Source organism: Gemmatimonas sp. (assembly GCF_021298855.1).
Taxonomy (GTDB): Bacteria; Gemmatimonadota; Gemmatimonadetes; order Gemmatimonadales; family Gemmatimonadaceae; genus Gemmatimonas.
This window is the reverse complement of record NZ_JAJTHI010000043.1, coordinates 43,335-67,700: the sequence shown is the minus strand read 5'-3', so window position 1 is coordinate 67,700 and position 24,366 is coordinate 43,335. Positions and strand designations below refer to the sequence as shown.

Here is a 24,366-nt window from a genome sequence, read left to right as displayed (position 1 = left end):
CGATGTGCTGGCTCCGCGTCGCCCCTGGCGACGAGTCTTCCCGTTCCTGCTCGCTCACACCCACCCCATCAGTTGTTAGTCAGCCCGGCAGCCCAACTGCCGGTGTCGTGCGCCCGGTTGGCGCAGTGGTCCCACGTGGCGCGTGCTCCCGGAGCGCGCTTAATTGCCTCGAGACGCTCGAGTCCGAACCTCGAAAGATAGTCGGTGTCCGCCCCAATTCCACTCCGGATCCGTCCGACATGCCGCTGTCGTTTCAGCCGTCCCCGAACATCGCCCGACTGAAGGAGTCCGCCACCCTCGCCGTCGCCGCCAAGGCGCGCGCCCTCAAGGCGCAGGGCGTGCCCGTCATCGACCTCGGTGCCGGGGAGCCGGACTTCGACACGCCGGCGTTCATTCGACAGGCGGCCGCGCGCGCGATCGAGGCGGGGGCCACGCGGTACACCAACACCGAAGGGATCCTGCCGCTCCGCGAAGCCATTGCGGCCGATGCCAATCGCATCCAGGTGCAGCAGCAGCCGGTGACGCCCGCCGAGGTCGTCGTCTCCAACGGCTCCAAGCAGTCGCTCTACAACGCCGTGGTGTGCTGCTTCGGCCCCGGTGACGACGTCCTCATCCCGATTCCCTCGTGGACGAGCTATTTCGAAATGGTCGAGCTGGCGCGCGCGGCCGCTGTTCCCGTGCTCGGCGATCCGGCCAACTCGCTCAAGGTCACGGCCGCGATGCTCGAGGCGGCGGCCACCCCGCGGACGAAAGGGGTGATGCTCAACTCCCCCAACAATCCCACCGGTGCCGTCTATTCGCGCGACGAACTGGCGGCCATTCTGGAGTTGGCGCGCGACCGCGGGTGGTGGGTCGTTGCCGACGAGATCTACCGGCGCATCGCCTACGAGGGTGATGCCGTCTCGGCACTGGACATCGCCCCGACGCGCGAGAATCTCATCATCGTGAATGGCGTGGCCAAGGCGTACGCCATGACCGGCTGGCGCATTGGCTGGACCATTGCTCCCGCCCCGCTCTCCAAGGCGATGAGTGCCTTTCAGGGGCATACCACCTCCAACGCGGCTGCCGTGTCGCAGCACGCCGCGCTGGCGGCGCTCGCCGAGCGCGAACAGGCCGATGCCGCGGTGCACGAAATGGTGCGAGCCTTCCGGCAGCGGCGCGACGCGGTGCTGCGCGCCCTGGGGGCATTTCCGGGCGTGCGCTACGTGCATCCCGCCGGCGCCTTCTACCTGTATCTGCACGTCGACGGATTTCGCGGCGCTGCCGATCCGGGTGCCGCCTTTGCCGCCGCCGTGCTTGAGGAACAGCAGGTGGCGATCGTGCCCGGTAGCGCGTTCGGGACGCCCAATTGGATTCGTGCCAGCTACGCCACGACCGAGGCCGTGGCGGTCGAAGGCGTAACGCGCATCGCCACCTGCCTCACCACCTGACTCCCGGAGCCATGCCGATGATTACCACGATCGTGCTCGTGCAGGCCGACCCGCGCAGCATCCCCGCCTGTGCCACGGCGCTCACGGCCATTGACGGGGTGGCGGAGGTCTATTCGGTCTCGGGCGCCTGGGACCTCGTGGCCATCGTCCGGGTGCCCGACCTCGAGCAGATCGCGACGGTGGTCACCCAGGAATTCGCCAAGGTGCCGGGCATTCAGCGCACGCAAACGCTGACGGCGTTCCGCCAGTACAGCACACGTGACCTCGAGCAGGCCTGGGATATCGGCGTCGAGTAGCGGCCGCCCACGCCCGCGCGCCTCAGCCCATGCAGCGCGTCCGCCGGTACTCCCAGTCCGCAATCCAGGCATCGCCGCTGAACCGATAGCTGAATGTGGCCAGCTCGCCGCGTTCGATGTTTTCACCGAGTCCGAAGAACAGCTCGGCGCGCCCATCGCCATTGGTGTCGAGCGCGCCCAGAAACCGGCGTCGCGGTGCGAGGCGCGCCGACGAGACATCGGCCAGCGTGAGCGAAGGCCGGTAGCCGTACGCCCCCTTGTCGAGCACCAGCACCAGCTGCCGCGGGCGCTCCGCCATGCGCGACGCCCCCGCGGGGAGTTCCTGAGGGTCGCTGTACGTCACCACGATCGTGGGACTCGCGGTGGCCCCCGTCCCCACGACCTGCACGGTACGCCGATAGCGCGACATCTTGGACATCGGCACACCGGCCGAGGGCGCCACGAGCGTGGAGACCACGCTCAGCACCCGTTCCAGCTCGCCGTTGGCCAGCCCGCTCGAGCGTCCCGGCAGGGCCGTGCTTCCGGAGGTGAGCAACTCGACCCCGTCGGGCACTGACACGGCGGCCGCCGGCAGCATCTGGCTGCACCCCGGCAGCGAGTCGAGCGTTGGCCCTTCCCACATGCCGCGACGCGACACGATGGTCCCCAGCGGCTCACTGCCCCGGTACGGCACGAACCGCCGTCCCTCGTGCAGCATCTGCACATCCAGTGCGCGCCATCCCCGTGGGGTGAGCGAGAGGGTGTGCACCCCCGTGCCGTCAATCGTGGCGAGCGGCACGGCCCGCGCGCCCTCCTTGCTCCGCACCACACGCATGAGCACCGCAGGGGAAGCGGCCAACAGCGTACTGTCGCTCTGCCATCCACGGTCGACGACCTCGGGGTACAGCTTGCCCTTCACGGCGTCGCAGGCGGCAAGTGACAGCGCGCACATGGCCACGGCGCCGGTGGGCACGGCGCGCAGGCGCCGGAGGATAGGCAACAGGTTGGGCACGCAGGCAGTTTCGTACGCCAAGGGCCGGAAGTCCATTGGTCGGGGAGCATCGCGCGGCGCCCGGGGTATGAACCGTGGTGCACAAGGTCTTCGGCAACGATCTCTGGTGGCGTCACGCGGGTATGGGCGGCGGTGGGACATCTGACCTCGACCGGCGCCGTCGCGCAACGGTGCGGCCGGTGAAAACCGGACACGGGTGGGGAAGCACCGTCGCCGGCATCCTGCTGTTGGCAGCCAGTACGGTGCCCGCGCCAGCCGCCGCGCAGCGGGCGAGCACGGGGGGCGTGCAGCTGCTGGTGCGTCCCCGTGTCGGTGACACCCTGCAGCTTCTGGTCGAACAGGCGGTGCACGTGAGTGGCCGCCGTGTGGAGGGGACCCAGTCCACGGTTCCCCCCGTCCTGCAGGGCAAGCGCGGCGCCTCACCCGCACCCGACTACGGCCCTCGCGCCGGGCGCGCCAACACGCGCGTGTCCCACGTGCACCTGTTTGCCCACTCGCTGGTGGCAGCGAGCGATCTCACCGGGACGACGCTGCTGGCCACGACCGATTCCATTGCGATGTGGACCGGCGCCACCGGCGACGCGGTGCGGCCGGTGCGCCTGCCCGTCCAGGGGGACAGTTGGCACGTCCGTGTCACGGTCACCCCCGACGGAGCCATGCGGCTGCAGGACCCGGCGTCGGCTGACGCCACGCTCGGCGCCACGCTGGCCTCGGTGCCGGGACTCCTCCCCGCGGGGCCGGTCCGGGTGGGCAGCGAGTGGCAGCGGGACATGCTGCTGCCGTCGCTGCCACTTGGCTCCTATCGGGCCAGTGGCGTGGTGCAGGCGCGCCTCCGGCTCGACTCGCTGTCCCGTGGTGGCCGCCACGCCTACATCGCCATCGTGGGCGTGCTGCGGCGTGATGGTGCGGCGCGCGAGCTGCCTCCAGGCACACGCGTCATCACGGCCGGTACTCTGCGGGGCACCATGGTCGTGGACCGCCGTCGCGCCTGGATTACCGATGCGCGGACCGTCATGGACGTGCAGTCGGAGGTGGCCCCCGGGCCCGCCGGCGCCGGTCGGCCGATGTTGCTGGACATTCGTATCGAACAGCAGGTCCGGGTGCGCTGAGCGGACCGGGGCGCCGGCCGCGCGGCGATACGCGCCCTGCCACCACCCGCGCCGGCGAGACGCACCGTTAGTTTGGGGGATGCGTCTCGTCCACCTCGCCGATCTCCATCTCGGCTTCCGCCAGTACCAACGGCTCACCGCGTCGGGCACCAACCAGCGCGAGGACGACGTCGCCGCCACCGTACAGCGGGCCATCACGCAGATCATCGAGGTGGCACCCGATCTGGTCGTCATCGGTGGCGATGTGTTCCACACCGTGCGGCCGTCCAATCCCGCCATCCTGCACGCCTTTCGTGCCCTCATGCAGCTGCGGGAGCGATTGCCCGAAACGCCCGTGATCATGGTGGCGGGCAACCACGACGCACCGCGCACGGCCGAAACGGGGTGCATTCTGCGGCTCTTCCGGGAGATCGGTGTGCACGTCGCCGATGCGCGCGCGGAGCTGTTCACCTTTCCGGAGCAGTCGCTTGCCGTCCTGGCCGTACCGGACGTACCCGGCGTTGAGCGACCACCGCTGCTGCCGCCCGAGGGCTTCCGGCACACCGTGCTGCTGCTGCACGGCGAGGTGGCGGGGCTGCTGCCGGTGCAGGCCGCGAACGCCGAACGGGCCGCCATCGAGATTCCGCCGGAGGCGCTGCACGCCGACCGGTGGAGCTACGTGGCGCTTGGTCACTACCACGTGTACCGCGAAGTCGCGCCGCGGGCGTACTACAGCGGCTCCCTCGAATACACCAGCACCAACCCGTGGGGCGAGCTGCGCGAGGAGCGCGAGCGCCGCATTCCCGGCAAGGGCTTCATCGAGCACGACCTGACGCACGGTGCCCATCATTTCCATCCGGTCACGCCGGCCCGCCCGCTGCTCGATCTTGAACCGATCGATGCCAGCGGCATGGGGGCGGGCGAGATCGATGCGGCCATTCGGGCGCGGGTGGAGAGTGCGCCGGGGGGGATCGACCATCGCATCGTGCGGGTGACGGTGCGCCACGTGGCCCGCCACGTGGCCCGCGAGCTGGACCACGGGGCGCTGCGCGAGTACCGCCGGCGGGCGATGCACTTCCACCTCGACACGCGACGCCCCGACCCGTTGCCCCGTCGCTCGGGAGGCGGCGCCGGCGGCGGCGGAAGCCGCCGCGCGACACTGCCGGAGATCGTGGGGGAACGACTGCGCGAGCGACCGCTCCCGGCCGACGTGGACCGCGATCAGTTCGTGGCGCTCGGACTGCGCTATCTGCACCTCGCGGAGGAAGCGGCCGTGGCGGCGCTCCCGGTGATGGACGGCTGAGCATGCGACTCATTTCGCTGCGCCTCCAGAACTTCCGCCAGCATGCCGACACGCGCCTGGATTTCGATCGCGGGCTGACCGGCATCGTGGGGCCGAATGGATCGGGCAAGTCCACCGTGCTCGAGGCCATTGCGTGGGCCCTCTATGGCAACCCGGCGGCCCGCGGCACGCGTGACGGCATCCGCTTCTCGCGCGCTGGGCCGCGCGCCCCGGTGAAGGTGGAGCTCGTATTCGAGCTGGCCGGCCACCGGTACCGCGTCCTGCGGGGGCTTTCCAACGCCGAGGTCTACCTCGACGCTGGGGAAGCCCCCATCGCGAATACCATCACCGGGGCCACGGAGCTGCTCCAGCGCCGCCTGGGCATGACGCGCGCGGAGTTCTTCCACACGTACTTCACGGGGCAGAAGGAGCTGGATGTGATGGCCGCGCTGGGGGCGGCCGAGCGGGCGCGATTCCTGTCGCGCGTGCTGGGATACGATCGCATCACTGGCGCCCAGGAGTTCGCGCGCGAGCGTCGGCGCGCGGTGCTGGCGGAGATCAACGGGCTCAAGCAGGGCATGGCCGACCCCGACGCCATCTGGCGCGCCGTGGCCGATGCGGAAGCGCGTCTCGCCGTGGCGCGCACGCGATCGGCCGAAGCGGACGCGGCACAGCGGGACGCGGCCGCGCGGCTGCAGGGACTCGTGCCCCGCTGGCAGGATGCGCAGTCGCAGCGCGAGCGACGGCTGCAGCTGGCGTCCGAACTGCGCGTGGCCGAGAGCGAGGCGGTATCGCTGTCGCGCGAACTCGAACGACTCGATCGGGAACTGGACGCGGTGGCGCGCGCGCACGACGAGCTCGTGCCCCTGCGCGCAGAGGCGAATCGACTGGCCGGTGTGCGCGAGGCGCTGTCGGCGCAGGAAGCGCTTGCCGCTGCCGGGGCCCGCCGGCAGGCGCTGCTCGAACGGGTTGCCGCCTACGCGGAAGAAGAGGCCAAGCTCATCGATCGCGCCGCGCGGCTCGAATCGGCGCCCGCACTGGAGGTGGAGACCACGACGCAGGTGCTGGCGTTGCGCGCGGCGCTGGCGCAGGCGGAGCAGGCGCTCGATGCCGAGCGCACCGCCTGGGCGCGTGATCGGCAGGAGGCGGAAACGCGTCTCGAGGCGCTGCGCACGCAGTACGCGGAGCTGTCGCAGCAACGGGAGCGCCTCGAAGGGTTGGGAGAGGAAAGTCCCTGTCCCACCTGCGGCCAGCCGCTGGGGGCAAACTTCGCCTCGGTACTGGAGCAGCTCAACGAGCAGCTGGAGACGGTCCGTGTCGATGGCCAGTATTTTCGGCAGCGCGCCGAGCAGCTCTCGGCCGTCCCGGCGAGCATTGACGGCCTCGAGGAGGGACGGCGCGGCCAGCAGCAGGAAGTCGCTGTCGCCGAGCGCCGGTTGGCGCGCATACAGGCGGCGATGGGAGAGGCCGCCATGGTGGCGGAGCAGCGGGCGCAGCTGACGCGCCGCCTGGAGGATGCCACGTCGCAGCTGGCGGCGCTGCCGTCCGGCTACGACGCGCATCGGCACGAGCAGCTGCGCGCCGATGTGCAGCGGCTGCAGGAGATCGACACGCGCATGGCACGGGTGAGCGGACTCCTCGAGCGTGAACTCGTGATGCGGACCGAGCGGGCGCGTGTGCTGGCCGCGCGCGACGCGGCGCGCGAGCGCCTGATGACGGTGGAAACGCAATTGGCGGCGCTGGGCATGGATGATGCCACCTATGGCACGGTGCGGGCGGCCTACGAGGCCGCGGCCACCGAGGCGCAGCGCGCCGAACTGGAAGCGGTGGCTGCGAGCGGTGAAGCCGAGCGGGCGCGCACCGCCCTGGAGACGGCGGAGCAGGCGCGACGGGAGCTGGCCCGCCTGCAGACCAGCCTCGAGGCGCTGGAAACGGAAAAGCGGGTGCACGATGAACTCGACCGGGCCTTCACCGACCTGCGCAGCGACCTGAATCACCAGCTGCGCCCCGAGCTGGCGGACATCGCGAGCCGGTTCCTCGACGACCTCACCGACGGGCGGTACACGCAGCTGGAGTTCGACGAGGAGTATCGACTGCTCGTGCTCGAGGACGGGGTGCCGAAGCCGGTGATCTCGGGTGGCGAGGAAGACCTGTGCAACCTGGTACTGCGTCTGGCCATCTCGCAGATGATCGCCGAGCGGGCCGGGCAGTCGTTCTCGCTGCTCATTCTCGACGAGGTATTCGGTTCGCTCGATGAAACCCGACGGAGCAACGTGGTGGAATTGCTGCGGCGGCTGCACGATCGATTCGAACAGGTCATCGTGATCACGCACATCGAACAGGTGCGCGAGGGACTCGATCGCCTGTTGCTGGTGCGTTTCGATGAAACGCGCGGCTGCAGCGTGGTCACCGACGCCACGACGGCGTTGGCGGGCGCGTCGCTCTCGCCGGAGGCGGAGGTCGCCGCCGGTGCGGCGCCCGCGCCCTGGGGCGAGGGGTGAGCCGATGACCGTGTCGACACGATCGTTCCGCGGTACCCGACCGGTTGACGGACCGTTCGTGGCGACGCTGGCGGACATCCCCGCGCTGAACCAGATCTTCACCGAGGCATTCACCGAGCGCTATCGCAAGGACGGAATGACGGGCGTGCGGGTGCCGCCGCTCAATCCGGCCATCTGGCGCTATGCCATCGAGGACGCCGGCGACGGGGCACTCTGCTGGCGGGACGGGCAGGGACGCATCGTGGCCTTCAACATGGCGCACCACTCGGGCACGGAAGGATGGATGGGGCCGCTCTGTGTCCGCCCCGACCAGCAGGGCGTGGGACTGGGCAAGGTGGTGGTGCAGGCCGGTATGCGTTGGCTCCGACTGCAGCAGGCCCGTGTCATCGGCCTCGAAACGATGCCGAGAACGATGGACAACATCGGCTTCTACTCCACGCTCGGCTTCGTGCCGTCGCATCTCACCATCACGGTGACGCTCGATGCGGCAGCCGGTCCCAAGGCGCCGCGCCTGTTGTCGCAGCTGTCGGAGAGCGACAAGGTGGCCGCGATGGCGGCGTGTCTTGCGCTCACCACGCGCGTGATGCCGGGCTACGACTTCACCCGCGAACTCGAGCTGACCGACCGGCTGGGGCTGGGGGACACGGTGCTGCTCGGCCCGCCGCACGATCCGTCGGGGTTTGCCCTCTGCCACTCGGCGCCGCTGGTGGAGGGACGCTCACGTGACGAACTGCGCGTGCTCAAGCTCGTGCTCGCGCGACGCGCCGAGCTGCCGGCGTTGCTGGGGGCGCTGGCCGATCTGGCGCGGCGCTCCGGTACGCGTCGTCTCGCCATCCGCCTGCAGGGTGACTATCCCGACGCCTATCGCACGCTGGTGGCGCTTGGCGCGCGCGTGCGCTGGACGGACCTGCGGATGAGCGTCTTCGGGTGGTCCGAAGTGCCGCCCACCGAGGGCATGGTCCTGTCGAATTGGGAGATCTGACGGCACCACGCGCCCGCCGCGCGGAGCCGGCGTGGTGCGGCTACCGCGACGTGCCGGGGCCGCTGGGTGTGTCGCGCACGACGATGCGCCAGATGACGAGAAACACCCCGGCGGTCAGCAGCAGGTGGATCCAGCCAGGCGCCTCGGTGGCGACGGTCAGCCCGCCCCAGACGACGAGCATCACGATTCCGGCAAGCAGAGTGAGGTCCATGACGCAATCTACTCCATGGCGCAATTGCGCGTTCCGTGACCGTACTCTACAATACGCGTCGTGTTCATGGTTGCGGGGGCGGAGAGGCTTTACTTCTTGAGCCGATAAGTCCTGAGAAGGGATTCAACAGACGGGTGAACGTCATGCCCCAGTGCGGGGAAGGCGACAGCGCGGTGAGAGTCTTATGGTTTTCTTTGGGCTTCAAGATCACCTTCTTCGTTCCCGTGTTGTTGCGCAGGCCCCGTCCTTGTGGCGGGGCCTTCGCTTTGCGGGGGAGCCGACGGAACCATTTCCCCTTCGGCCGGCTTCATTCCATATGCCCATCGTCACCGTGACGCGCCGCCTCCGCTTCAACGCGGCGCATCGAGTTCACAATCCTGCGCTCTCCGACGCCGAGAACAGCCGGCTCTTCGGCAAGTGCAACAACCCCAACTGGCACGGCCACAACTACGAGTTGGAAGTGTCGGTGCGGGGGCCCGTGGACGAGCGTACCGGTTACGTGATCGACCTGGGGCAGCTGCGGGACGTGGTGGATCGGCACGTGATCGACGAGACCGACCATCGCAACTTCAACATCGACGTCCCCTACATGCAGGGAATCAATCCGACCACCGAAAACGTGGTGGTGGCCATGTGGCGGGTGCTCGCTCCGGCGATCGCGCCCGCCCGGCTGGTTCGACTGCGGCTCTGGGAAACCGAGAACAACTATGTCGACTACGAAGGGGAATAAGGACGTGATCCGACCTGTGGCAGGGGTGTCCTCGGGGCGTGCGGCGGTGAACATCGTCGATCCCGACGACTTCACCGCGGACGGCAACCTCGCCGAGTACGAAACGATGGTGCGTCGTCAGCTCGAGCTGATCGGGGAGGACCCCGATCGCGAGGGGCTGCTCAAGACGCCGAGCCGGGTGGCCAAGGCGCAGATGTGGCTCACGCGCGGCTACGGCCAGACGGCATCGGAAGTGATCGGCGACGCCCTGTTCGCGGAGGATCACGAGAACATGGTCATGGTGCGTGACATCGAGATGTACTCGATGTGCGAGCACCACATGCTGCCCTTCTTCGGCAAGGTGCACATTGCCTACATCCCCAACGGCAAGATCGTGGGGCTGTCGAAGCTGCCGCGCGTGGTGGAGGTGTTCGCGCGCCGCCTGCAGGTGCAGGAGCGCCTCGGGGAGCAGATCGCCGACGCGCTGGAAGCGGTGCTGCAGCCCAAGGGTGTCGGTGTCGTCATCGAGGCGGTGCATCTGTGCATGATGATGCGCGGTGTGGAGAAGCAGAGCTCGCGGACGATCACGTCCAGCATGCGGGGGCTGTTTCGCGACGATTCGAAGACCCGCAGCGAGTTTCTGCGGCTCGCCCACTCGCCCACCACGTACTGAGCGCCATGCACGCGCATGCGCCCCTGAGCGGCCGAACGGCGCTGGTCACCGGGGCGTCGCGCGGCATCGGTCGTGCCGTGTCCCGTGCCCTCGCCTCGGCGGGGGCACGGCTGTTTCTGCTGGCCCGCTCCCGGGACGCCCTCGCGTCCCTCGCGCTCGAGCTGGGCGGAGGCGCCGAGGCGCACGTCTGTGACCTGGCGGACGCGCCCGCCCTGTCGCACACCGTCACCGCCGTGTTGGCCGCCGCCGGCGGGTCGGTGGACATCCTCGTCAGCAACGCAGGGATCTTTCCCCTGGCCCCCATCGCCGACACGTCGCCGTCCACGTTCGAGCAGACGCTGACCGCCAACCTCACGGCGCCATACCGGCTGCTGCACGCGCTGCTGCCCGGCATGCGCACGCAGCGCAGCGGACACGTGGTCACCATCGGGTCGGTCGCCGATCGCCGCATCTTCGGCGGGAACGGCGCCTATTCCGCCAGCAAGTTCGGCGCGCGTGCCCTGCACGAAGTGCTGCGCGAGGAGTGCGTCGGCTCGGGCATTCGCACCACGCTCATCTCGCCCGCCGCCACCGACACGCCCATCTGGGATCCGGTCGACCCCGACCATACGCCGGGGGTGCCGTCGCGCGCCAGCATGCTGCACGCGGCCGACGTGGCCGATGCCGTGCTGTGGGCCGTGACGCGCCCTCCGCACGTGAACGTCGACGAGCTGCGCCTCAGTCGGGCCTGACGGCACACACACCGCGTGCGCGGTGGCCGTTAGCTTTCGGCATGCTGAGAGATCTGCTCGATGCGCTGCGGTGCCCGCGTCCGCACGACGAGTCGTGGCTGGTCGCCATGGTGCACCACGCCGAGGGCGCGGACCTGCGCGATGCCGACCTGGCCTGCCCCGTCTGCGGCGCGGAGTTCGTCATTCACGAGGGTGTCGCGCGCTTCGACCCGCCCGTCGGACCACCTCCGGCGGTGGAACTCGAGGCCATGCGTCTGGCCGCCATGCTCGGGGTCACCGAGGGCCAGCAGCCGGTGCTGCTCGCCGGCGCCTATGCCGACGCCGGCGCCGCGCTGGCCGAGCTCGTGCCGGTGCCGCAGCTGTGGCTCAACGCCCGCCGGACGGCGCCACGGCCCGTGACGCTGGTGGGCGCGCTCGAAGTGCGCGGACGGGTCCCACTTGGCGTCGAAACGCTGGCGGGCGCCGCGCTCGATGGTGCGCACAGCGACGGGCCGATGCTCGACAGCGTGGTGCGCGCGGTGCGACGGGGCGGTCGTCTCGTCGCACCCGCCACCGCGCTGCTTCCGGCCGGCGTGCAGGTGGTGGCCCGCGACGCGCACGAGCTGGTGGCCGAAGTGACCACGCGCGCCAGCGGACTGGTGGAGCTCCGCCGGCGCGCGCCGGACGACGTTGGCTGAGCGGCGCCGACGCCGTGCGGGTCAGTCCGCGCCGGCGTACAGCTCGTCGATCTGCGCCTTGTATGTCTGGTCGATGACGCGCCGCTTCACCTTCAGGGTGGGGGTGAGCTCGCCGCGCTCGATGCTGAAGTCGTGCTCGATGAGCTTCACCTTCTTGGGCATCTCGTAGCTCGCCAGCCCCTTCAGCTGTTCCTGCACTTCCTTCTCCACCTTCGCCTGGATGGTGGGCATGTTCATGAGCTCGGCGCGCGACGTCCACACGATCTGATTGCGCGCCGCCCACTTCTCCAGCGGATCCCAGTCGGGCACGATGAGCACCACCGGGAACTTGCGCTTGTCACCCAGCATGACCGCCTGCGAGACGTACTTGTTGGTCTTCAGCATGTTCTCGATCGGCTGCGGCGCGATGTTCTTGCCACCGGCCGTCACGATGATGTCCTTCTTGCGGTCGGTAATGCGCAGGAAGCCGTCCTCGAGCACGCCGATGTCGCCCGTGTGGAACCAGCCGTCGTCGGTGAGGCACTCCCGCGTGGCCTGCTCGTTGTTGTAGTAGCCGCGCATGACGTGGGGGCCGCGTGTGAGGATCTCCCCGTCCTTCGCGATGCGCACTTCCACCCCGGCAATGGGCTTGCCCACCGTGCCGAGCCGGTAGTCCCGCAGGTTGTTCGCGGAGATCACCGGCGACGTTTCCGTGAGGCCGTACCCTTCGAGAATGATCAGCCCCGCCGAGTAGAAGAACTTGGCGATCTCGGGGGACAGCGGTGCGCCGCCGGAAATGAAGTAGCGGATGTTGCCGCCCGTGCGCTCGCGCAGCTTCGAGAAGACCAGCCTGTCGGCGAGCCGGTACTGGAAGCCGAGCAGCCCCGCCGGCTCCCGCCCCGCCAGCTTCTCGTCGGCCCAGCGTTCACCCACCCGCTTGGCCCAGAAGAAGATCTGCTTCTTGAGCCCACCGGTGGAGACGGCGTTCTCGAGGACACGCGCGTAGATCTTTTCGTACAGACGCGGCACGGACATCATGAGCGACGGCTTCACCTCGCTCATGTTCACCGGCACGGTGTCGATGCTTTCGGCGTACGCGATCCGGACGCCGTTGGCGAAAAGGAAGTAATCGCCCGTGCGCTCGAAGATGTGGCTCAACGGCAGGAAGCTGAGCGCCGTATCGGCGGTGCTCACGGGCATCGTGGCCTTCGTGGCCATCACGTTCGAGGACAGGTTGTCCTGCGTGAGCATGACGCCCTTGGGATTGCCTGTGGTGCCCGACGTGTAGATGAGGGTGACGAGCTGGTCGGGCGTCACGGCAAGCGCCTGCTCCTTGAACAGCGTGGCGCGCTCCCGACTGTCGTCTGCCGCGCCGAGCGCCTCCAGTTCAGCGAGCGTGTAGTCGCAGCCGTCATCCTTGCCGGCGGCGAAACCGATGATCCACTCCACACCCGGCGCCTGCGCGCGCACGCTCGCCACCTTGCGTGCCTGTTCGGGGGTGGAGACGAAGAGGGCGCGCGCGCCCGAGTCGTTCAGCAGGTAGGGAATCTGCTCGGCCGGCAGTGTGGGGTAGATGGGCACATCGGTGACGGAGCTGCAGAGGCAGGCGTAGTCGGCCAGCAACCACTCGGGGCGGTTCTCCGACAGCAGCCCCACACGGTCCTGCGCGACGATGCCCAGCCGGGCCAGCCCCAGCGCGATGTGGCGCACCCGCGTGAGGATGCCGGCATGACTCGTGGGCTCCCACACGCCCTTCACCTTGTACAGCAGGGCGTCCGCCCGATCGAATCGCTCCACGGCATCGAAGAAGAGCGCGTTGATCGTACCGGGGGCGGGGCGTGGCCCCCCGACCGCCGCCGTGAGCGGCGACGGGATACCGGCGAGGGTGTTGTTCAGGGAGGGTACTGCGGATGCGCTGAACGAAGTCATCGCCATCTCCAGCTGGACTGAGGTCGGGTGGGTGCCGGGTGGAATGACGCCGGTCACACGCCGCCCAAGGTAGGCCCGGGAAAATTGGCCCCGTGCCACGACGGACGGGAGGGTACCGCCCCGCCCGCTATTGCGAGGCCGGCCGGATGATGGGCACGCTGAGGAGGAGCGGCGTGCCGGTGACGAGTTGCCCGCGGTAGCGCACCGTGGCTTCCACGACCACGGTGTCGGTGACGCGCGCGTTGCCCTGCGGCGCCGGGAAGCGCGCCGCGCGCACCCGGACCCGGCGCCCGGCCCGCCCATCGGGGCTGGTGGTGTCGACCGTGGAGGGCCGCAGCTGGTTGTCGACCAGAAAGACGGCCTGCGAGGTGTCGTTGGCCGGGTTGGCGGGGCGCACCAGGCGGAAGCGCACCAGCCAGCCGTTCACCCCACCGGGGGTGGGACTGGAGTTGTTGCGCACCAGCACCGGCAGGTCGCCCGAGGTGTTCCCCTCCGCCCGCGCGCGCCCGGTGTCCGGGAGGAGCGATACGATGAGCGGATCGACGGCACCGGCCGGCGCCACCGAATCGGGGCGCAGCGTGGCAATGAGCGGCCGGAGGACCTGCAGCGAGGTGCCAATACGCGCCGCGATGCGCCCCGCCGCCACCACCCGGCGGGCCACGATGATTCCGGTGGCGGTGTCGACCGTGAAGGCGCTGTCGCGCAGGAAGTCTGCGTACACATAGGTGGCCCGTGCGCCGTCGATCACGTCGCCGGCGGCATTACGCACGACGGCCCGCACGGGCGTGGCCACGCCGGCCTCGTTGCGCAGCGTATCACCCACCACCACCGACGGAAACGGAAACGGCGGCAGTTCGATGCTGGTCGGGATATCGGGCGCGGTGCCGACATCGGCGCAGCCGACCGCGACGAACACGGCCGCAGCCGTTCCGCCCAGCAGCAGGAGACGCGTCACACGAACCGTTCGGCGAGGCGCGTGGCGATGTTCACGTACGCCTGGCTCGCCGCATCGGCGGGGGCACGCAACACCACCGGTTGCCCGGCGGCAAAGGCATCGGCCGTGGCCGGCGTTCGCGGCACGGGCGTTTCGAACACGAGATGCTGAGGCAGATGCTCACGCACGTAGTGTACGACGCGCTCACTGGCCGGGTTCCCCTGCTCGTACATCGTCAGGAGAATTCCCTCCAACGTGAGCTCGGCATTCTCCGCGACCATGTCCTGAATGGCGCGGAGGATCTGCGGTGTGGTCTGCAGGGCCAGTGGCTCGCATTGCAGGGGCACCACCACATGCTGGCTCGAGGCCAGCACCCGGCGCGTAATGGCCCCCAGCCCGGGCGGCGTGTCCACGACCACGACATGGCACCGCTCCCGAGCCAGGGTGAGCAGGTCCGCGAGCATGCTGGTTTCTCCCACCAGCTTCTGGAAGTCCCGGTGGTCGGCCGAATCGCTCACGCTGCCCGCAAGAATGACCCGCAGCCAGGGGAGCGCCGTGGGCAGGATGACTTCACGCAGGGCGCGCTCGCCCCGCACGTAGTCATCGAACCCCACGGTGGGATGGCCGCGCCGCAGCCCCACGCCGTACCGCACGGCGCCCTGCGGATCGGCATCCACGAGCAGCGTCTTGAGGCCACGACGGGCGAAGGCCACGGCCAGGTTCACTGCCGTGGTCGTCTTTCCCACGCCACCCTTCTGGCTCACGATGGACAGCACGCGACCCACCGTCAGCCCTCGGTGCGCGGATCGTATGCGTCGTCGCCGTCGTCGCCCGCGTCGGTGGCCTGCTCCTGCCCGCTCAACTCGGCCAGCGTGCGCTCGGCGTGTGCGCGGAACTTCGCCGCCGCCGGATCGTCGGCCCGTGTTGTTCGCAGAAAACCCTCGAGATGCAGACCGGCGTGTGCCGTGTCGCCCCGCTTGAGCAGCAGGAACGCCAGTCCGTAATGCGCTCCCGCCAGATCGGGATCGATCTGCAGGGCGCGGCGATACGTGCGAATGGCCTCTTCCGGCTGGCTCGTCTTGGAAAACGCGATGGCGATGTTCTGCAGCACGCGCGGATCGTCGGGCCGCTCGCGCAGGGCGAGGCGATACGACGTCAGCGCGTTGGCGTAATCGCCGCGCGACTCGAGATCGAGCGCTTCCGCCAGGAAGTCCGGCTGCTTCGAATCACGTTCGGACGAGCCGCCCACGAGGCGGCGCCACCAAGTCATGCGCGCGCGGGGAATCGTGAGGGGAAAGGAATGCTGCGATATGGTTCGCCGGAACACCGGCGGCAGCCCACGGACCACTGTCGCAAACCTATCGGTACGACCGCCCCCCTACAAGACGCCGCGCCTCACCCTCGCGTCCGTCGGGGATGTCCGCATGGCGCGTCGTCCCCGGGAGCACTACACTCCCCCTGACCCTCAGCGGAGCCGTGGAATGCCTGTGCCGCAGCCGTATGCCCCCGATCCCTCGAAGGGCGTGCTCATTGTCGATTGGCCACTGTTCGGCGAACTGTCCCGGGCGCTGGCCGTCCGGGTGGCGCGCGACTGGATGCCCGACGTCATCGTCGGCATCGCCACGGCGGGGGTGGTGCCGGGCGCCGCGGTGGCGGCGATTCTCGATCTGCCGTTCCACTCCATCCTCATCTCGCGGCGGCATCACGCCGACGAGGTGCGCGAGACGCCGGCGGTCTTCGGGGCCGCGCCTGCAGATGTACGTGGCAAGCGGGTGCTGGTGGTGGACGAAACCTGCGATTCCGGCGCCACCTTGCGCCTGGCCGTTGGGGCCATCGTGCATGCCGGTGCTCGCGAAGTCCGGACGGCGGTGAGCATTCTCACCGGCAGCTACACCCCCGATTACCACGCCTTCGCCACACAGGCGATGATCGTGCTGCCGTGGGATCGGGAAGTGTTTCTGGACGGCGAATTGCAGCCCAACCCCAAGTACACCGGCCTCATCCCCTCGCCGGTCGTGTAATGGCGGGGCAGCGGGCGCATGTCGGCGCCCGCCACGACCGGCTAGGCGCTCGCCGCCGCCCGGTCGTACGGGATGCCCCGCTCCATGGCTTCCCACACATAGCCCATCACGTCGATGGAGCCCAGCAGGAAACGGGTACGTCCGGCACCTGCCGTCGGACTCTCCACCTCGAGGACGCTGACCGGCGCCCCTGCCAACCGCCCAAAGAACCCGGCAAACAGTCCTGTGGAGACCAGGCACCCGCCGGCGCTCCGCGGCGCTTCGCCCCAATCGCACACATCGAGCGCCATCACGGCCTCACTCAGCGACTGCAGCTCCACCCGACCCCAGCCGATGCCGTGAAAGTACGCCTCCAGAAGCCACGGGAACCGCTCATCGGCCAGCCGGTCGGGGTGTGACTCCCCCTGCTCGGCCAACCAGATGGCAAAGTGATCGTACAGCGCCTTGCCGGCGGCATACCCGGCATCGCGAATGGCGTCGACCGGAAGCACCGTGGCGTCGCCGTGCGCGGCCAGGGCGGACTGGCGCAGGCCGGCGAAGAACTCCACCGGCAGCGAAACGGTGCGGGGCTGGAAGCTGGAGACTGGGCTCATGTTCCCGTGACGCTCGCTGACTCGGTTCGTCACGTCAAGTCGTCCACGGCGTGACGGTCCGTGCTGGCGGCGGACGTGCGCCGCCGAAGCTCGGCCTCGTCGATAACCTCGACCCCCAGCTCGCGGGCCTTGTCGAGCTTGCTCCCGGCCTCGTCCCCCGCCACGACGAAGGTGGTCTTCCTGGAAACGCTGCTCGTGACGCGCCCCCCGGCCTTTTCCACCAGGGCGGTGGCCTCCCCCCGCGACAGCGAGGGCAGGGTCCCGGTCAGCACGACCGTGGCCCCGGTGAGCGGCCCGTCGGCCTGGATGGCGTTGGGTTCGTCCAGGAGCAGGCCGTGCGCACGCAGCTTGTTCAGCAGCGCCACCACGTTCGGATCGGCAAAGTAGGACGCCACGCTGTCGGCGATGATGTGTCCCACCCCGCGCACCTCGCCCAACTGCGCCGCCGAAGCCGCCATCATGGCGTCCAGGCTGCCGTACTGCCGCGCCAGCAGCTGCGCCGCCTGTGCCCCGACATGCCGGATCCCCAGCCCGAAAAGCAATCGCGACAGCGGCTGCTGCTTGGCGGCGGCAATGGCGGCCACCAGGTTCTCCGCGCTTTTGCGACCGAACCGCTCGAGCCCCACCAACTGCTCCACCGTCACCGCGAACAGGTCGGCGGCGTCGCGCACGTATCCGGCGGCCAGGAGCTGCTGAATGCGCGCGTACGACAGGCCGTCAATGTCCATCGCGTCCTTGGAGGCGAAGTGCACGAGCCCTTCGAGTTGGCGCCCGGGGCAGGCGACGTTGGTGCAGTAGCTGGCCACATCCTCCCCGTCGCGCACGACGGGGGCGTCGCAGCGAGGGCATGCCGCAGGCATGTGCCACGGGCGCTCGTGGCCGTCGCGTCGTTCCGGCACCGGCCCCAGCACGTAGGGAATCACATCCCCCGCCCGCACCACCTGCACCCAGTCGCCCTCGCGGAGATCCTTGGCGGCGATCTGGTCGGCGTTGTGGAGCGACGCGAACGTCACCGTGGCGCCGCCCACTTCCACGGGCTCCAGCACGGCAAAGGGGGTGAGGACGCCCGTGCGCCCCACGTTCACGTCGATGCGCGCCAGACGGGTGACCGCCATGTCCGGGGCGAACTTGCGCGCCACCGCCCAGCGCGGCGTGCGATCGTTGCGCACCCCGAGTTCGTCCTGCAGCGCCACGTCATTCACCTTCACCACCCCGCCATCGATGGCGAAGCCAAGCGCCGCGCGCGTTTCGTGCTCCACCGTGTTCGCCCATGTGGCCACCTCGGCGATCGTGCGGCAACGGGCGCGATGGGGTGCCACCGGGACTCCCCACGCCCCCAGCGTCTCCAGCAGCGCCCACTGGCTGCTGGCGGGGACGCTGCCGTCGGGCAGTACGGCGGCATACCCGAAAAAGCGCAGCGGTCGCTGGGCAGTAATGGCGGGGTCGAGCTGTCGCATGGAGCCGGCCGCCGCGTTGCGCGGGTTCACGTACACCGGCTCGCCGGCGGCCACCCGCGCCTCGTTCATCCGTTCGAAGCCGGCAAACGGCAAGTACACCTCGCCGCGGATTTCCATGAGCGGTGGGTGTCCGCTGCCCATGAGACGCAACGGCACGCCACGAATGGTGCGCACGTTGCGCGTCACGTCCTCCCCCTCGGTGCCATCGCCGCGCGTGGCGGCCGTCACGAGGAGGCCGTCGCGATAGGTCAGCGCCACGGCGGCACCGTCGATCTTCAGTTCGACGGTGTAACCGCTCTCGTGTACGGCGGCGCCCACCACCCGTTCGATGGACTGCTCCCACGCCTCCAGCTCGGCCTGGTCGAACGCGTTGTCGAGCGACATCATGCGCACGAGATGCCGGTGCGACGGGAACCCCGACTGGATGGGCGCGCCGACCCGTTGTGTGGGCGAGTCGTCCGTGCGCAGCGCCGGGTACGCGTTTTCGATGGCCTGCAGCTCACGGAAGAGCTGGTCGTACTCCTGGTCGGAGAGAGCGGGACGGTCGAGGACGTAGTACTCGTGCTGGGCGCGGGTGAGCAGTGCTCGCAGCGCTTCGGCGCGCTCGGACGTGGCGGATTCGACGGCTGACATGTCAGGAATCTACCGCTGGCGGCCCCGTCGCCCGAGGGTAATGATGCCGGTGTTCACTGGTTGGCCAGAGCCCACACGCGGGGGGAGAGATGGTCCATCGCAAGGATACGCACGACGTCGATCAGGAAGCACGGGACGACGTGGACTTGGATGTGGAGATGGATGTGGACGTGGAGGGGCGTGAGGTGCTGGGACCAGCGCCCGCCGCCGGGCGCACCGACGGCCGCGCCTTCGGGCTGGGGCTGCTGCTGGGGGCAGCGCTTGGCGCCGGCATGGCGCTGCTCATGGCACCGGCCAGCGGCGAGGATACGCGGCGCCACCTGCGCCGGGGTGCGCGACGGCTGTATATGCGCGGGAACGAGGCGGTCACCGATCTGCGCGACGATGCCGATTACCTGGCGCGCCGACTGGCCCGTCGCGGTGTGCGGCGCAGCCGCGAGATGGCGCGCGATCTGCAGGACCGGGTGCGCGGGTAACGGATGGGGAGAAGGGGCAAGCCCCCTTCTCCCCGTTTACTTGAGCCGCCGCAGCTCTTCGGTGGCCTGCTGCCGATACACGCGGTCGTTCGGGTCGAAATCGGCACTGGCGACCGCCGCCCGGTACGCGGCGCGCGCGTCCTCCGTGCGGTCGAGGTCGCGATAGATGCGTGCGAGGTCAAGCCGGTGCACGAGCCGCTCCGGCTCCACCTGCACCGCCAGCTCGAGATAGCGCACGGCTTCGCTCCACGACGCCGTCGAGAAGATCCGCCCGCCAAGGAAGGCCTTGGCCACCGTGCGGGCAATCCCGTTGAGGCGCATGATTTCGGCGTTCCACACACCCATGACGTGCAGCGCGCCCGGGTGACGCGGTGCCAGCTTGAGCGCCGCCAGCGCCTGCTCCCGCACTTCGATGCCCAACTTCACCCGTTCGCGCGGACCGAGCGCGAGCGCCGTGCGCCCGAGGGCCCGCGACAGGTGGAAGTGGCCTTCGGCGTCACCGGGGTTGAGCGCCACGGCACGGCGCGCATAGTCGGTGGCCTTGGCGTAGAGTGCGGTGCGCAGGGGTTCATTGCGTTCGAACTCCCCCTGGTCCACCGCCACCGCGGCCGCCTGCCACAGCTCTGCATAGGTGGTCGGCTCACGCGCCGACGACGCGGCGGCCGCCGCCGGCAACTGGGCCGCAACCGGGCGCCAGGGAAGCAGGGCCACCGCCCCGACCGCCACCAGCGCGCCAATGCATTGCCTACGGGAAACGGCGCGCCACAGTCGTGCGGTCGCGGACAGGGTGGTGTAGGTTGGCATGACGTATGGAAGCACGAACTCTGATCGAGCGGAAGCGGAACGGCGGACGGATTGAGGCGGCCGAGTGGCGCTCCCTCATGAAACACTACGCGGCGGGCGAAGTGCCCGACTACCAGATGGCCGCCCTGGCCATGGCCATCTACTTCGTCGGGCTCGATCGCACCGAGATCGGGGCCCTCACCGACGCCATGCTCGAGAGTGGCGCCGTGCTGCAGCTGGACCACCTCACGGTCGGACGGGTGGACAAGCATTCCACCGGCGGCGTGGGAGACAAGGTGTCGCTGGTCCTCGCGCCACTGGTGGCGGTGTGCGGGGTGGCCGTGCCCATGATGTCGGGGCGGGGGCTCGGCCATACCGGTGGAACCCTCGACAAGCTCGAGGCGATCCCCGGGTTTCGCACGGATCTGTCGCTCGAGCGCGCCACGCGCCAGCTGGAGGCCATCGGGTGCGCCCTCATTGGCCAGACCCGGGAGATCGCGCCGGCCGATCGCAAACTGTATGCGCTGCGGGATGCGACGGCCACGGTGGAAAGCATTCCCCTCATTTCGGCCAGCATCATGTCCAAGAAGCTCGCCGAAGGGCTTACCGGGCTCGTGCTGGATGTGAAGTACGGATCGGGGGCGTTCCTTCCCGAGCTCGATCGTGGGATCACCCTGGCGCGCACCATGATCGAGCTCGGCACGGATCATGGCTGCCCGGTCGTGGCATTGCTCACCGCGATGGACCGCCCGCTGGGACGCGCCTGTGGCAACGCGCTGGAAGTGGAGGAGTCCATTGCGGCACTGCGTGGCGACGGACCGGCCGATCTCATGGACGTCACGTATGCCCTTGGTGCCGAGATGCTGGTACTGGGTGGTGCGGCGTCGAACCGCAATGAGGCCCGTCGGCGCATGGAGGTGGCCATCTCCAGCGGCCGCGCGGCCCGCAAGTTCCAGGAGATCATCGAAGCGCAGGGGGGCAATCCGGCGGTCGTGGACGACCCCGGGCTGTTGCCGCAGGCGGCCGAATGCGAACTGTATCTGGCTGATCGGGCCGGGGTGGTGGCCCAGGTGGAGCCCCGCGCGATCGGCCGCGGCATCACGGCGCTCGGGGGGGGACGGACCCGCGTGGAGGATCAGGTGGATCCCTCCGTGGGGTTCGTGATGACGGCCCGCCCAGGCGATGTGGTGCGCGCCGGGGAGCCATTGGCCACCATCTTCGCCCGCGATGCCGCCGGCGTGGCTGCCGGTCGCCGGGCACTCGACGAGTCCATCCGCCTGGCGGATGAGGCGGACCCCCCGCTGCCGCTCATCAGCCATCGGGTGACCGCCGCCGGCGTCGAGCGGTGGGATCCGGAGGAGTAGGAACCCACTTCCCCCACTCCCCGTTGACCCCGGAAGTGTCTAGGTTTGGCACGTTGGCGGCCGCGTGGCCGCGCCCCGTTCACCGGTGCCCCGCACCCCTGTCCGATCTCGTGATGCCTGCGAAAGTCGCTCCGTCCACGAACAAGCTGCTCAGTCTGGTGGCCGCGGCGGCGGCCCTGCCGCTGCTGGGCCTGTACGGGTTGCTCATGTACATCTCCACGCCCAGCCCCACGGGCGGCATGGAGCCGACGGTCACGACCATCTGCTACGTGGCGTTCACCTTCCTGTTCGGGGCACTGATCACCGTGGTGCTCAACTTCTCGAGTCAGTTGAGCCGTCAGGCGAAGGGGCAGTACACCACGCCGTAACCGCGCGCCCGGTCATGGTGGGGAAGGCCGCCGGCAGGTGCCGGCGGCCTTCGTCGTTTCGCGCGGGCGACCGACGATGGTGAACGACCGGCACCTCGCTTCTCTTCCGATATGGCCAATGCCCACGCCTTCCTGGCGAATCTGACGCTGGTCCTGTGCGTGGCGGCGCTGACCACGGTGGTATTCCAGCGCATCCGCCAGCCGGTCGTGTTTGGCTACCTGGTGGCCGGCATGATCATCGGGCCGTATGTCGGCGTGCCGCTCTTCGCCGACCGCAGCATGGTCACGACCCTGTCGGAGCTGGGCGTGATCCTGCTCATGTTCGGGCTGGGGCTCGAGTTCAGCTTGCGCAAGTTGGCGGCCGTCGCGCCCACGGTGGGGCTGATTGCGCTCGTCGATACGAGTGCCATGTTCGGCTTCGGGTATGTCACGGGCCAGCTGCTCGGCTGGACCCCACTGGAGAGCGTCTTCGGCGGCGCCATTGTGGCCATCTCGTCCACGACCATCATCGTCAAGGCCTTTGCCGAGCAGGGGGTGAAGGGCCGCTTCACCGAGTTGGTGTATGGCATCCTCATCATCGAGGATCTCATCGCGATCCTGCTCATTGCGATGCTCACCACCATTGCGTCGGGGGCCGGCCTGTCGGCCGGGGCGGTCGCGGCCACCGCCGGCACGCTGGTGCTGTTCCTGGCGCTGTTCATCGGCGTGGGGCTGGCCGTGGTGCCGCGCCTCGTACGCATGGTGGTGGCGCTGGATCGGCCGGAGACCACGCTGGTGGTGAGCCTTGGGCTCTGCTTTGGCGGTGCCCTGCTGGCGCTCGACGCCGGTTATTCGGTGGCGTTGGGGGCGTTCATTGCGGGGTCCCTGGTCGCGGAGTCGGGCGAAGGATCACGCGTGGAGCACCTCGTCATGGGCGTGCGCGACATGTTCGGCGCCGTGTTCTTCGTGGCCGTGGGCATGATGATCGATCCGCGATTGGTGGCGGAGCACTGGGTGGCCGTCGTGGTCCTGTCGCTGGTGGTCATGACCGGCAAGCTGCTGGCCGTGAGTGTGGGGGCGTTTCTTTCGGGCAACGACGTGCGCACCAGCACCCAGGCCGGCATGAGCCTCACGCAGATCGGCGAGTTCGCCTTCATCATTGCCGCCGTGGGGACGACGGCGGGGGTGGTGGGTGCGTTCCTCTATCCCGTGGCGGTCGCGGTATCGGCCATCACCACGCTCACGACGCCCATCGCCATTCGAGCCTCGGGGGCGGTGGCGACGTTCGTGGACCGGCGGTTGCCGCGCCCGCTGCAGACGTTCGTCGGGCTGTATGGCACGTGGATCGCGTCGCTGCGTCGCACCCCCGCTGCAGCAGCGACCGCGCCGCTGGTACGCCGCAAGATCCGCCTGCTCGTGCTCGACACGGCGCTGCTGACGGGGGTGGTGATTGGCACGGTGTTCGCAAAGCCGCGGCTCCTGGCGGAGTTCGCCGCGCGGTCGCTCCCCCCTCTGTGGGCCAGTGCGGCGCTGTACACGATCGCCGTGCTGCTGGCCGCTCCGCTCGTCGTTGGCATCGTGCGCGTTGCCGGCGCCCTGTCGTCGCTGCTCGCCTTCCGCGCACTGCCGCAGTCGGTCGCCAATCGTCTGGACTACGCCGAATCGCCGCGACGCGTCCTCATGGCCACGCTGCAGCTGGCGCTCGTGACGGTCAGTGGGCTGGTGGTGGTGGTCGTGACCGAGCCCTTCGTGCCGCTGGGTCGCGGGGCGGCGGTCCTGGCGGTAGTCGTTGGCTGGCTCACCGTGGTGTTCTGGCGGCGTACGGCGGATCTGTACGGGCATACGCGGGCGGGTGCGCAGGTGCTGTTGTCCGCCCTGTCCAAGGGGTTTGCGTCGGCATCGCCAGCTGCTGCAACGGCGGCCACCCCCAACGCCGCGCCGCGCGATCTGTCCACGGTCCATCGCGTCCTGCCCGGGTTGGGCGACCCGGTCCCCTACGTCGTCCGTGACGGTGACGCCTCGGTGGGTCGCACGCTGCGCGAGCTGCAGCTGCGGTCGCAAACCGGTGCGGTCATCCTGGCCATCACGCGCGGTACGGAGCAGGTTCTGCTCCCCGTCGGGAGCGAACGCCTGCAGGCGGGGGATGTCCTCGCCCTCGCGGGGACCACGGAGTCGATTGCCGACGCCACGGCGCTGCTGCAGCGGGCGGAACACACGTAGGGTGAGGGGGGTGGCGCGTGTCCCTGAGGACAGACCGTGGGACGGGTGATCCCCCGTGC

The 24,366-nt window shown here is 69.4% G+C and carries 24 protein-coding genes; 15 read left to right on the top strand and 9 right to left on the bottom strand.

The window, feature by feature from the left end:
* Nucleotides 1-239 precede the first annotated feature (239 nt).
* Both LW840_RS13255 and LW840_RS13250 read left to right on the top strand, forming a co-directional pair.
* Entirely contained in the window at nt 240-1,430 is a 1,191-nt protein-coding gene (locus LW840_RS13255; RefSeq protein ID WP_291277134.1) for a pyridoxal phosphate-dependent aminotransferase, read from the top strand.
* An 11-nt stretch (nt 1,431-1,441) separates the two neighbouring features.
* Complete coding sequence (locus LW840_RS13250) at nt 1,442-1,726, top strand: Lrp/AsnC ligand binding domain-containing protein (protein ID WP_291262174.1); 285 nt, start codon at nt 1,442-1,444, stop codon at nt 1,724-1,726.
* Between the two features lie 22 nt (nt 1,727-1,748).
* Here the strand turns inward: LW840_RS13250 and LW840_RS13245 are convergent, their stop codons facing one another.
* Nucleotides 1,749-2,717: a hypothetical protein gene (locus tag LW840_RS13245; protein WP_291269050.1), complete on the bottom strand. Its 969-nt coding sequence runs from the start codon at nt 2,715-2,717 to the stop codon at nt 1,749-1,751.
* Between the two features lie 77 nt (nt 2,718-2,794).
* Between LW840_RS13245 and LW840_RS13240 the strand changes: the two genes are divergently transcribed.
* The 4 genes from LW840_RS13240 (at nt 2,795) to LW840_RS13225 (ending at nt 8,570) form a co-directional block, all read left to right on the top strand.
* Nucleotides 2,795-3,826: a hypothetical protein gene (locus tag LW840_RS13240; RefSeq protein WP_291277133.1), complete on the top strand. Its 1,032-nt coding sequence runs from the start codon at nt 2,795-2,797 to the stop codon at nt 3,824-3,826.
* A gap of 79 nt (nt 3,827-3,905) precedes the next feature.
* Nucleotides 3,906-5,108 (top strand): DNA repair exonuclease, encoded by a 1,203-nt coding sequence (locus LW840_RS13235; RefSeq protein ID WP_291277132.1) that lies wholly within the window; start codon nt 3,906-3,908, stop codon nt 5,106-5,108.
* A 2-nt stretch (nt 5,109-5,110) separates the two neighbouring features.
* Nucleotides 5,111-7,588, top strand: coding sequence for an SMC family ATPase (locus LW840_RS13230; protein ID WP_291266674.1), 2,478 nt, complete (start codon nt 5,111-5,113; stop codon nt 7,586-7,588).
* Between the two features lie 10 nt (nt 7,589-7,598).
* A complete protein-coding gene (locus tag LW840_RS13225; protein ID WP_291262179.1) occupies nt 7,599-8,570 on the top strand; it encodes a GNAT family N-acetyltransferase in 972 nt (323 codons plus the stop codon).
* 40 nt (nt 8,571-8,610) lie between these two features.
* On the opposite strand, the gene LW840_RS13220 is transcribed toward LW840_RS13225, so the two are convergent.
* The gene (locus LW840_RS13220) at nt 8,611-8,781 is read right to left on the bottom strand and encodes a hypothetical protein (protein WP_291262180.1); all 171 of its coding nucleotides are present in this window, start codon (nt 8,779-8,781) and stop codon (nt 8,611-8,613) included.
* 316 nt (nt 8,782-9,097) lie between these two features.
* Here LW840_RS13220 and LW840_RS13215 point away from each other — a divergent pair, with 316 nt between their 5' ends.
* The 4 genes from LW840_RS13215 to LW840_RS13200 are packed head-to-tail and all read left to right on the top strand — an operon-like array spanning nt 9,098 to nt 11,571.
* Nucleotides 9,098-9,511 carry a 6-carboxytetrahydropterin synthase gene (locus LW840_RS13215; protein ID WP_291262181.1) on the top strand — a complete coding sequence of 138 codons (414 nt, stop codon included), beginning with the start codon at nt 9,098-9,100 and terminating at the stop codon, nt 9,509-9,511.
* The gene (folE, locus tag LW840_RS13210; RefSeq protein ID WP_343213635.1) at nt 9,489-10,163 is read left to right on the top strand and encodes a GTP cyclohydrolase I FolE; all 675 of its coding nucleotides are present in this window, start codon (nt 9,489-9,491) and stop codon (nt 10,161-10,163) included. The genes LW840_RS13215 and folE overlap by 23 nt, the downstream gene beginning before the upstream one ends.
* 5 nt (nt 10,164-10,168) lie before the next feature.
* Entirely contained in the window at nt 10,169-10,894 is a 726-nt protein-coding gene (locus LW840_RS13205; RefSeq protein ID WP_291277131.1) for an SDR family oxidoreductase, read from the top strand.
* Between the two features lie 41 nt (nt 10,895-10,935).
* Nucleotides 10,936-11,571 (top strand): hypothetical protein, encoded by a 636-nt coding sequence (locus LW840_RS13200; RefSeq protein WP_291277130.1) that lies wholly within the window; start codon nt 10,936-10,938, stop codon nt 11,569-11,571.
* Nucleotides 11,572-11,592: 21 nt separating this feature from the next.
* Here the strand turns inward: LW840_RS13200 and LW840_RS13195 are convergent, their stop codons facing one another.
* The 4 genes from LW840_RS13195 to LW840_RS13180 all read right to left on the bottom strand — a co-directional run bounded on the left by LW840_RS13195 (nt 11,593) and on the right by LW840_RS13180 (nt 15,683).
* The gene (locus LW840_RS13195) at nt 11,593-13,485 is read right to left on the bottom strand and encodes a long-chain fatty acid--CoA ligase (RefSeq protein ID WP_291277129.1); all 1,893 of its coding nucleotides are present in this window, start codon (nt 13,483-13,485) and stop codon (nt 11,593-11,595) included.
* A gap of 121 nt (nt 13,486-13,606) precedes the next feature.
* A complete protein-coding gene (locus LW840_RS13190) occupies nt 13,607-14,434 on the bottom strand; it encodes a hypothetical protein (RefSeq protein ID WP_291277128.1) in 828 nt (275 codons plus the stop codon).
* Nucleotides 14,431-15,189 (bottom strand): ParA family protein, encoded by a 759-nt coding sequence (locus LW840_RS13185; protein WP_291262187.1) that lies wholly within the window; start codon nt 15,187-15,189, stop codon nt 14,431-14,433. The genes LW840_RS13190 and LW840_RS13185 overlap by 4 nt, the downstream gene beginning before the upstream one ends.
* A gap of 11 nt (nt 15,190-15,200) precedes the next feature.
* Nucleotides 15,201-15,683 carry a tetratricopeptide repeat protein gene (locus tag LW840_RS13180; protein ID WP_291262188.1) on the bottom strand — a complete coding sequence of 161 codons (483 nt, stop codon included), beginning with the start codon at nt 15,681-15,683 and terminating at the stop codon, nt 15,201-15,203.
* A gap of 211 nt (nt 15,684-15,894) precedes the next feature.
* On the opposite strand from LW840_RS13180, the gene LW840_RS13175 reads away from it, so the two are divergent.
* Entirely contained in the window at nt 15,895-16,434 is a 540-nt protein-coding gene (locus tag LW840_RS13175; protein ID WP_291262189.1) for a phosphoribosyltransferase family protein, read from the top strand.
* Nucleotides 16,435-16,475: 41 nt separating this feature from the next.
* Here the strand turns inward: LW840_RS13175 and LW840_RS13170 are convergent, their stop codons facing one another.
* Nucleotides 16,476-17,027 (bottom strand): hypothetical protein, encoded by a 552-nt coding sequence (locus LW840_RS13170; protein WP_291262190.1) that lies wholly within the window; start codon nt 17,025-17,027, stop codon nt 16,476-16,478.
* A gap of 29 nt (nt 17,028-17,056) precedes the next feature.
* Complete coding sequence (gene ligA / locus LW840_RS13165; protein ID WP_291277127.1) at nt 17,057-19,117, bottom strand: NAD-dependent DNA ligase LigA; 2,061 nt, start codon at nt 19,115-19,117, stop codon at nt 17,057-17,059.
* 89 nt (nt 19,118-19,206) lie between these two features.
* Here ligA and LW840_RS13160 point away from each other — a divergent pair, with 89 nt between their 5' ends.
* Entirely contained in the window at nt 19,207-19,593 is a 387-nt protein-coding gene (locus LW840_RS13160) for a YtxH domain-containing protein (RefSeq protein ID WP_291262192.1), read from the top strand.
* A gap of 36 nt (nt 19,594-19,629) precedes the next feature.
* Here the strand turns inward: LW840_RS13160 and LW840_RS13155 are convergent, their stop codons facing one another.
* Nucleotides 19,630-20,397 carry a hypothetical protein gene (locus tag LW840_RS13155; RefSeq protein ID WP_291266680.1) on the bottom strand — a complete coding sequence of 256 codons (768 nt, stop codon included), beginning with the start codon at nt 20,395-20,397 and terminating at the stop codon, nt 19,630-19,632.
* A 5-nt stretch (nt 20,398-20,402) separates the two neighbouring features.
* Between LW840_RS13155 and LW840_RS13150 the strand changes: the two genes are divergently transcribed.
* The 3 genes from LW840_RS13150 (at nt 20,403) to LW840_RS13140 (ending at nt 24,307) form a co-directional block, all read left to right on the top strand.
* On the top strand, nt 20,403-21,740 hold the full coding sequence (locus LW840_RS13150; RefSeq protein ID WP_291262194.1) for a thymidine phosphorylase: 1,338 nt from the start codon (nt 20,403-20,405) through the stop codon (nt 21,738-21,740).
* A gap of 113 nt (nt 21,741-21,853) precedes the next feature.
* Nucleotides 21,854-22,108, top strand: a complete 255-nt coding sequence (locus LW840_RS13145; protein WP_291262195.1) for a hypothetical protein — start codon at nt 21,854-21,856, stop codon at nt 22,106-22,108.
* A 111-nt stretch (nt 22,109-22,219) separates the two neighbouring features.
* Nucleotides 22,220-24,307, top strand: a complete 2,088-nt coding sequence (locus LW840_RS13140) for a cation:proton antiporter (protein ID WP_291266681.1) — start codon at nt 22,220-22,222, stop codon at nt 24,305-24,307.
* The last annotated feature ends 59 nt before the right edge of the window (nt 24,308-24,366 follow it).

What these genes read in the sequence shown, in the direction of transcription:
- LW840_RS13255 (WP_291277134.1), top strand. Translation starts at nt 240, where the DNA reads ATGCCGCTGTCGTTTCAGCCGTCCCCGAACATCGCCCGACTGAAGGAG.
- LW840_RS13250 (WP_291262174.1), top strand. Translation starts at nt 1,442, where the DNA reads ATGCCGATGATTACCACGATCGTGCTCGTGCAGGCCGACCCGCGCAGC.
- LW840_RS13235 (WP_291277132.1), top strand. Translation starts at nt 3,906, where the DNA reads ATGCGTCTCGTCCACCTCGCCGATCTCCATCTCGGCTTCCGCCAGTAC.
- LW840_RS13230 (WP_291266674.1), top strand. Translation starts at nt 5,111, where the DNA reads ATGCGACTCATTTCGCTGCGCCTCCAGAACTTCCGCCAGCATGCCGAC.
- LW840_RS13220 (WP_291262180.1), bottom strand. Translation starts at nt 8,781, where the DNA reads ATGGACCTCACTCTGCTTGCCGGAATCGTGATGCTCGTCGTCTGGGGC.
- LW840_RS13215 (WP_291262181.1), top strand. Translation starts at nt 9,098, where the DNA reads ATGCCCATCGTCACCGTGACGCGCCGCCTCCGCTTCAACGCGGCGCAT.
- folE (WP_343213635.1), top strand. Translation starts at nt 9,489, where the DNA reads ATGTCGACTACGAAGGGGAATAAGGACGTGATCCGACCTGTGGCAGGG.
- LW840_RS13205 (WP_291277131.1), top strand. Translation starts at nt 10,169, where the DNA reads ATGCACGCGCATGCGCCCCTGAGCGGCCGAACGGCGCTGGTCACCGGG.
- LW840_RS13200 (WP_291277130.1), top strand. Translation starts at nt 10,936, where the DNA reads ATGCTGAGAGATCTGCTCGATGCGCTGCGGTGCCCGCGTCCGCACGAC.
- LW840_RS13195 (WP_291277129.1), bottom strand. Translation starts at nt 13,485, where the DNA reads ATGGCGATGACTTCGTTCAGCGCATCCGCAGTACCCTCCCTGAACAAC.
- LW840_RS13180 (WP_291262188.1), bottom strand. Translation starts at nt 15,683, where the DNA reads ATGACTTGGTGGCGCCGCCTCGTGGGCGGCTCGTCCGAACGTGATTCG.
- LW840_RS13175 (WP_291262189.1), top strand. Translation starts at nt 15,895, where the DNA reads ATGCCTGTGCCGCAGCCGTATGCCCCCGATCCCTCGAAGGGCGTGCTC.
- LW840_RS13170 (WP_291262190.1), bottom strand. Translation starts at nt 17,027, where the DNA reads ATGAGCCCAGTCTCCAGCTTCCAGCCCCGCACCGTTTCGCTGCCGGTG.
- ligA (WP_291277127.1), bottom strand. Translation starts at nt 19,117, where the DNA reads ATGTCAGCCGTCGAATCCGCCACGTCCGAGCGCGCCGAAGCGCTGCGA.
- LW840_RS13160 (WP_291262192.1), top strand. Translation starts at nt 19,207, where the DNA reads ATGGTCCATCGCAAGGATACGCACGACGTCGATCAGGAAGCACGGGAC.
- LW840_RS13155 (WP_291266680.1), bottom strand. Translation starts at nt 20,397, where the DNA reads ATGCCAACCTACACCACCCTGTCCGCGACCGCACGACTGTGGCGCGCC.
- LW840_RS13150 (WP_291262194.1), top strand. Translation starts at nt 20,403, where the DNA reads ATGGAAGCACGAACTCTGATCGAGCGGAAGCGGAACGGCGGACGGATT.
- LW840_RS13145 (WP_291262195.1), top strand. Translation starts at nt 21,854, where the DNA reads ATGCCTGCGAAAGTCGCTCCGTCCACGAACAAGCTGCTCAGTCTGGTG.
- LW840_RS13140 (WP_291266681.1), top strand. Translation starts at nt 22,220, where the DNA reads ATGGCCAATGCCCACGCCTTCCTGGCGAATCTGACGCTGGTCCTGTGC.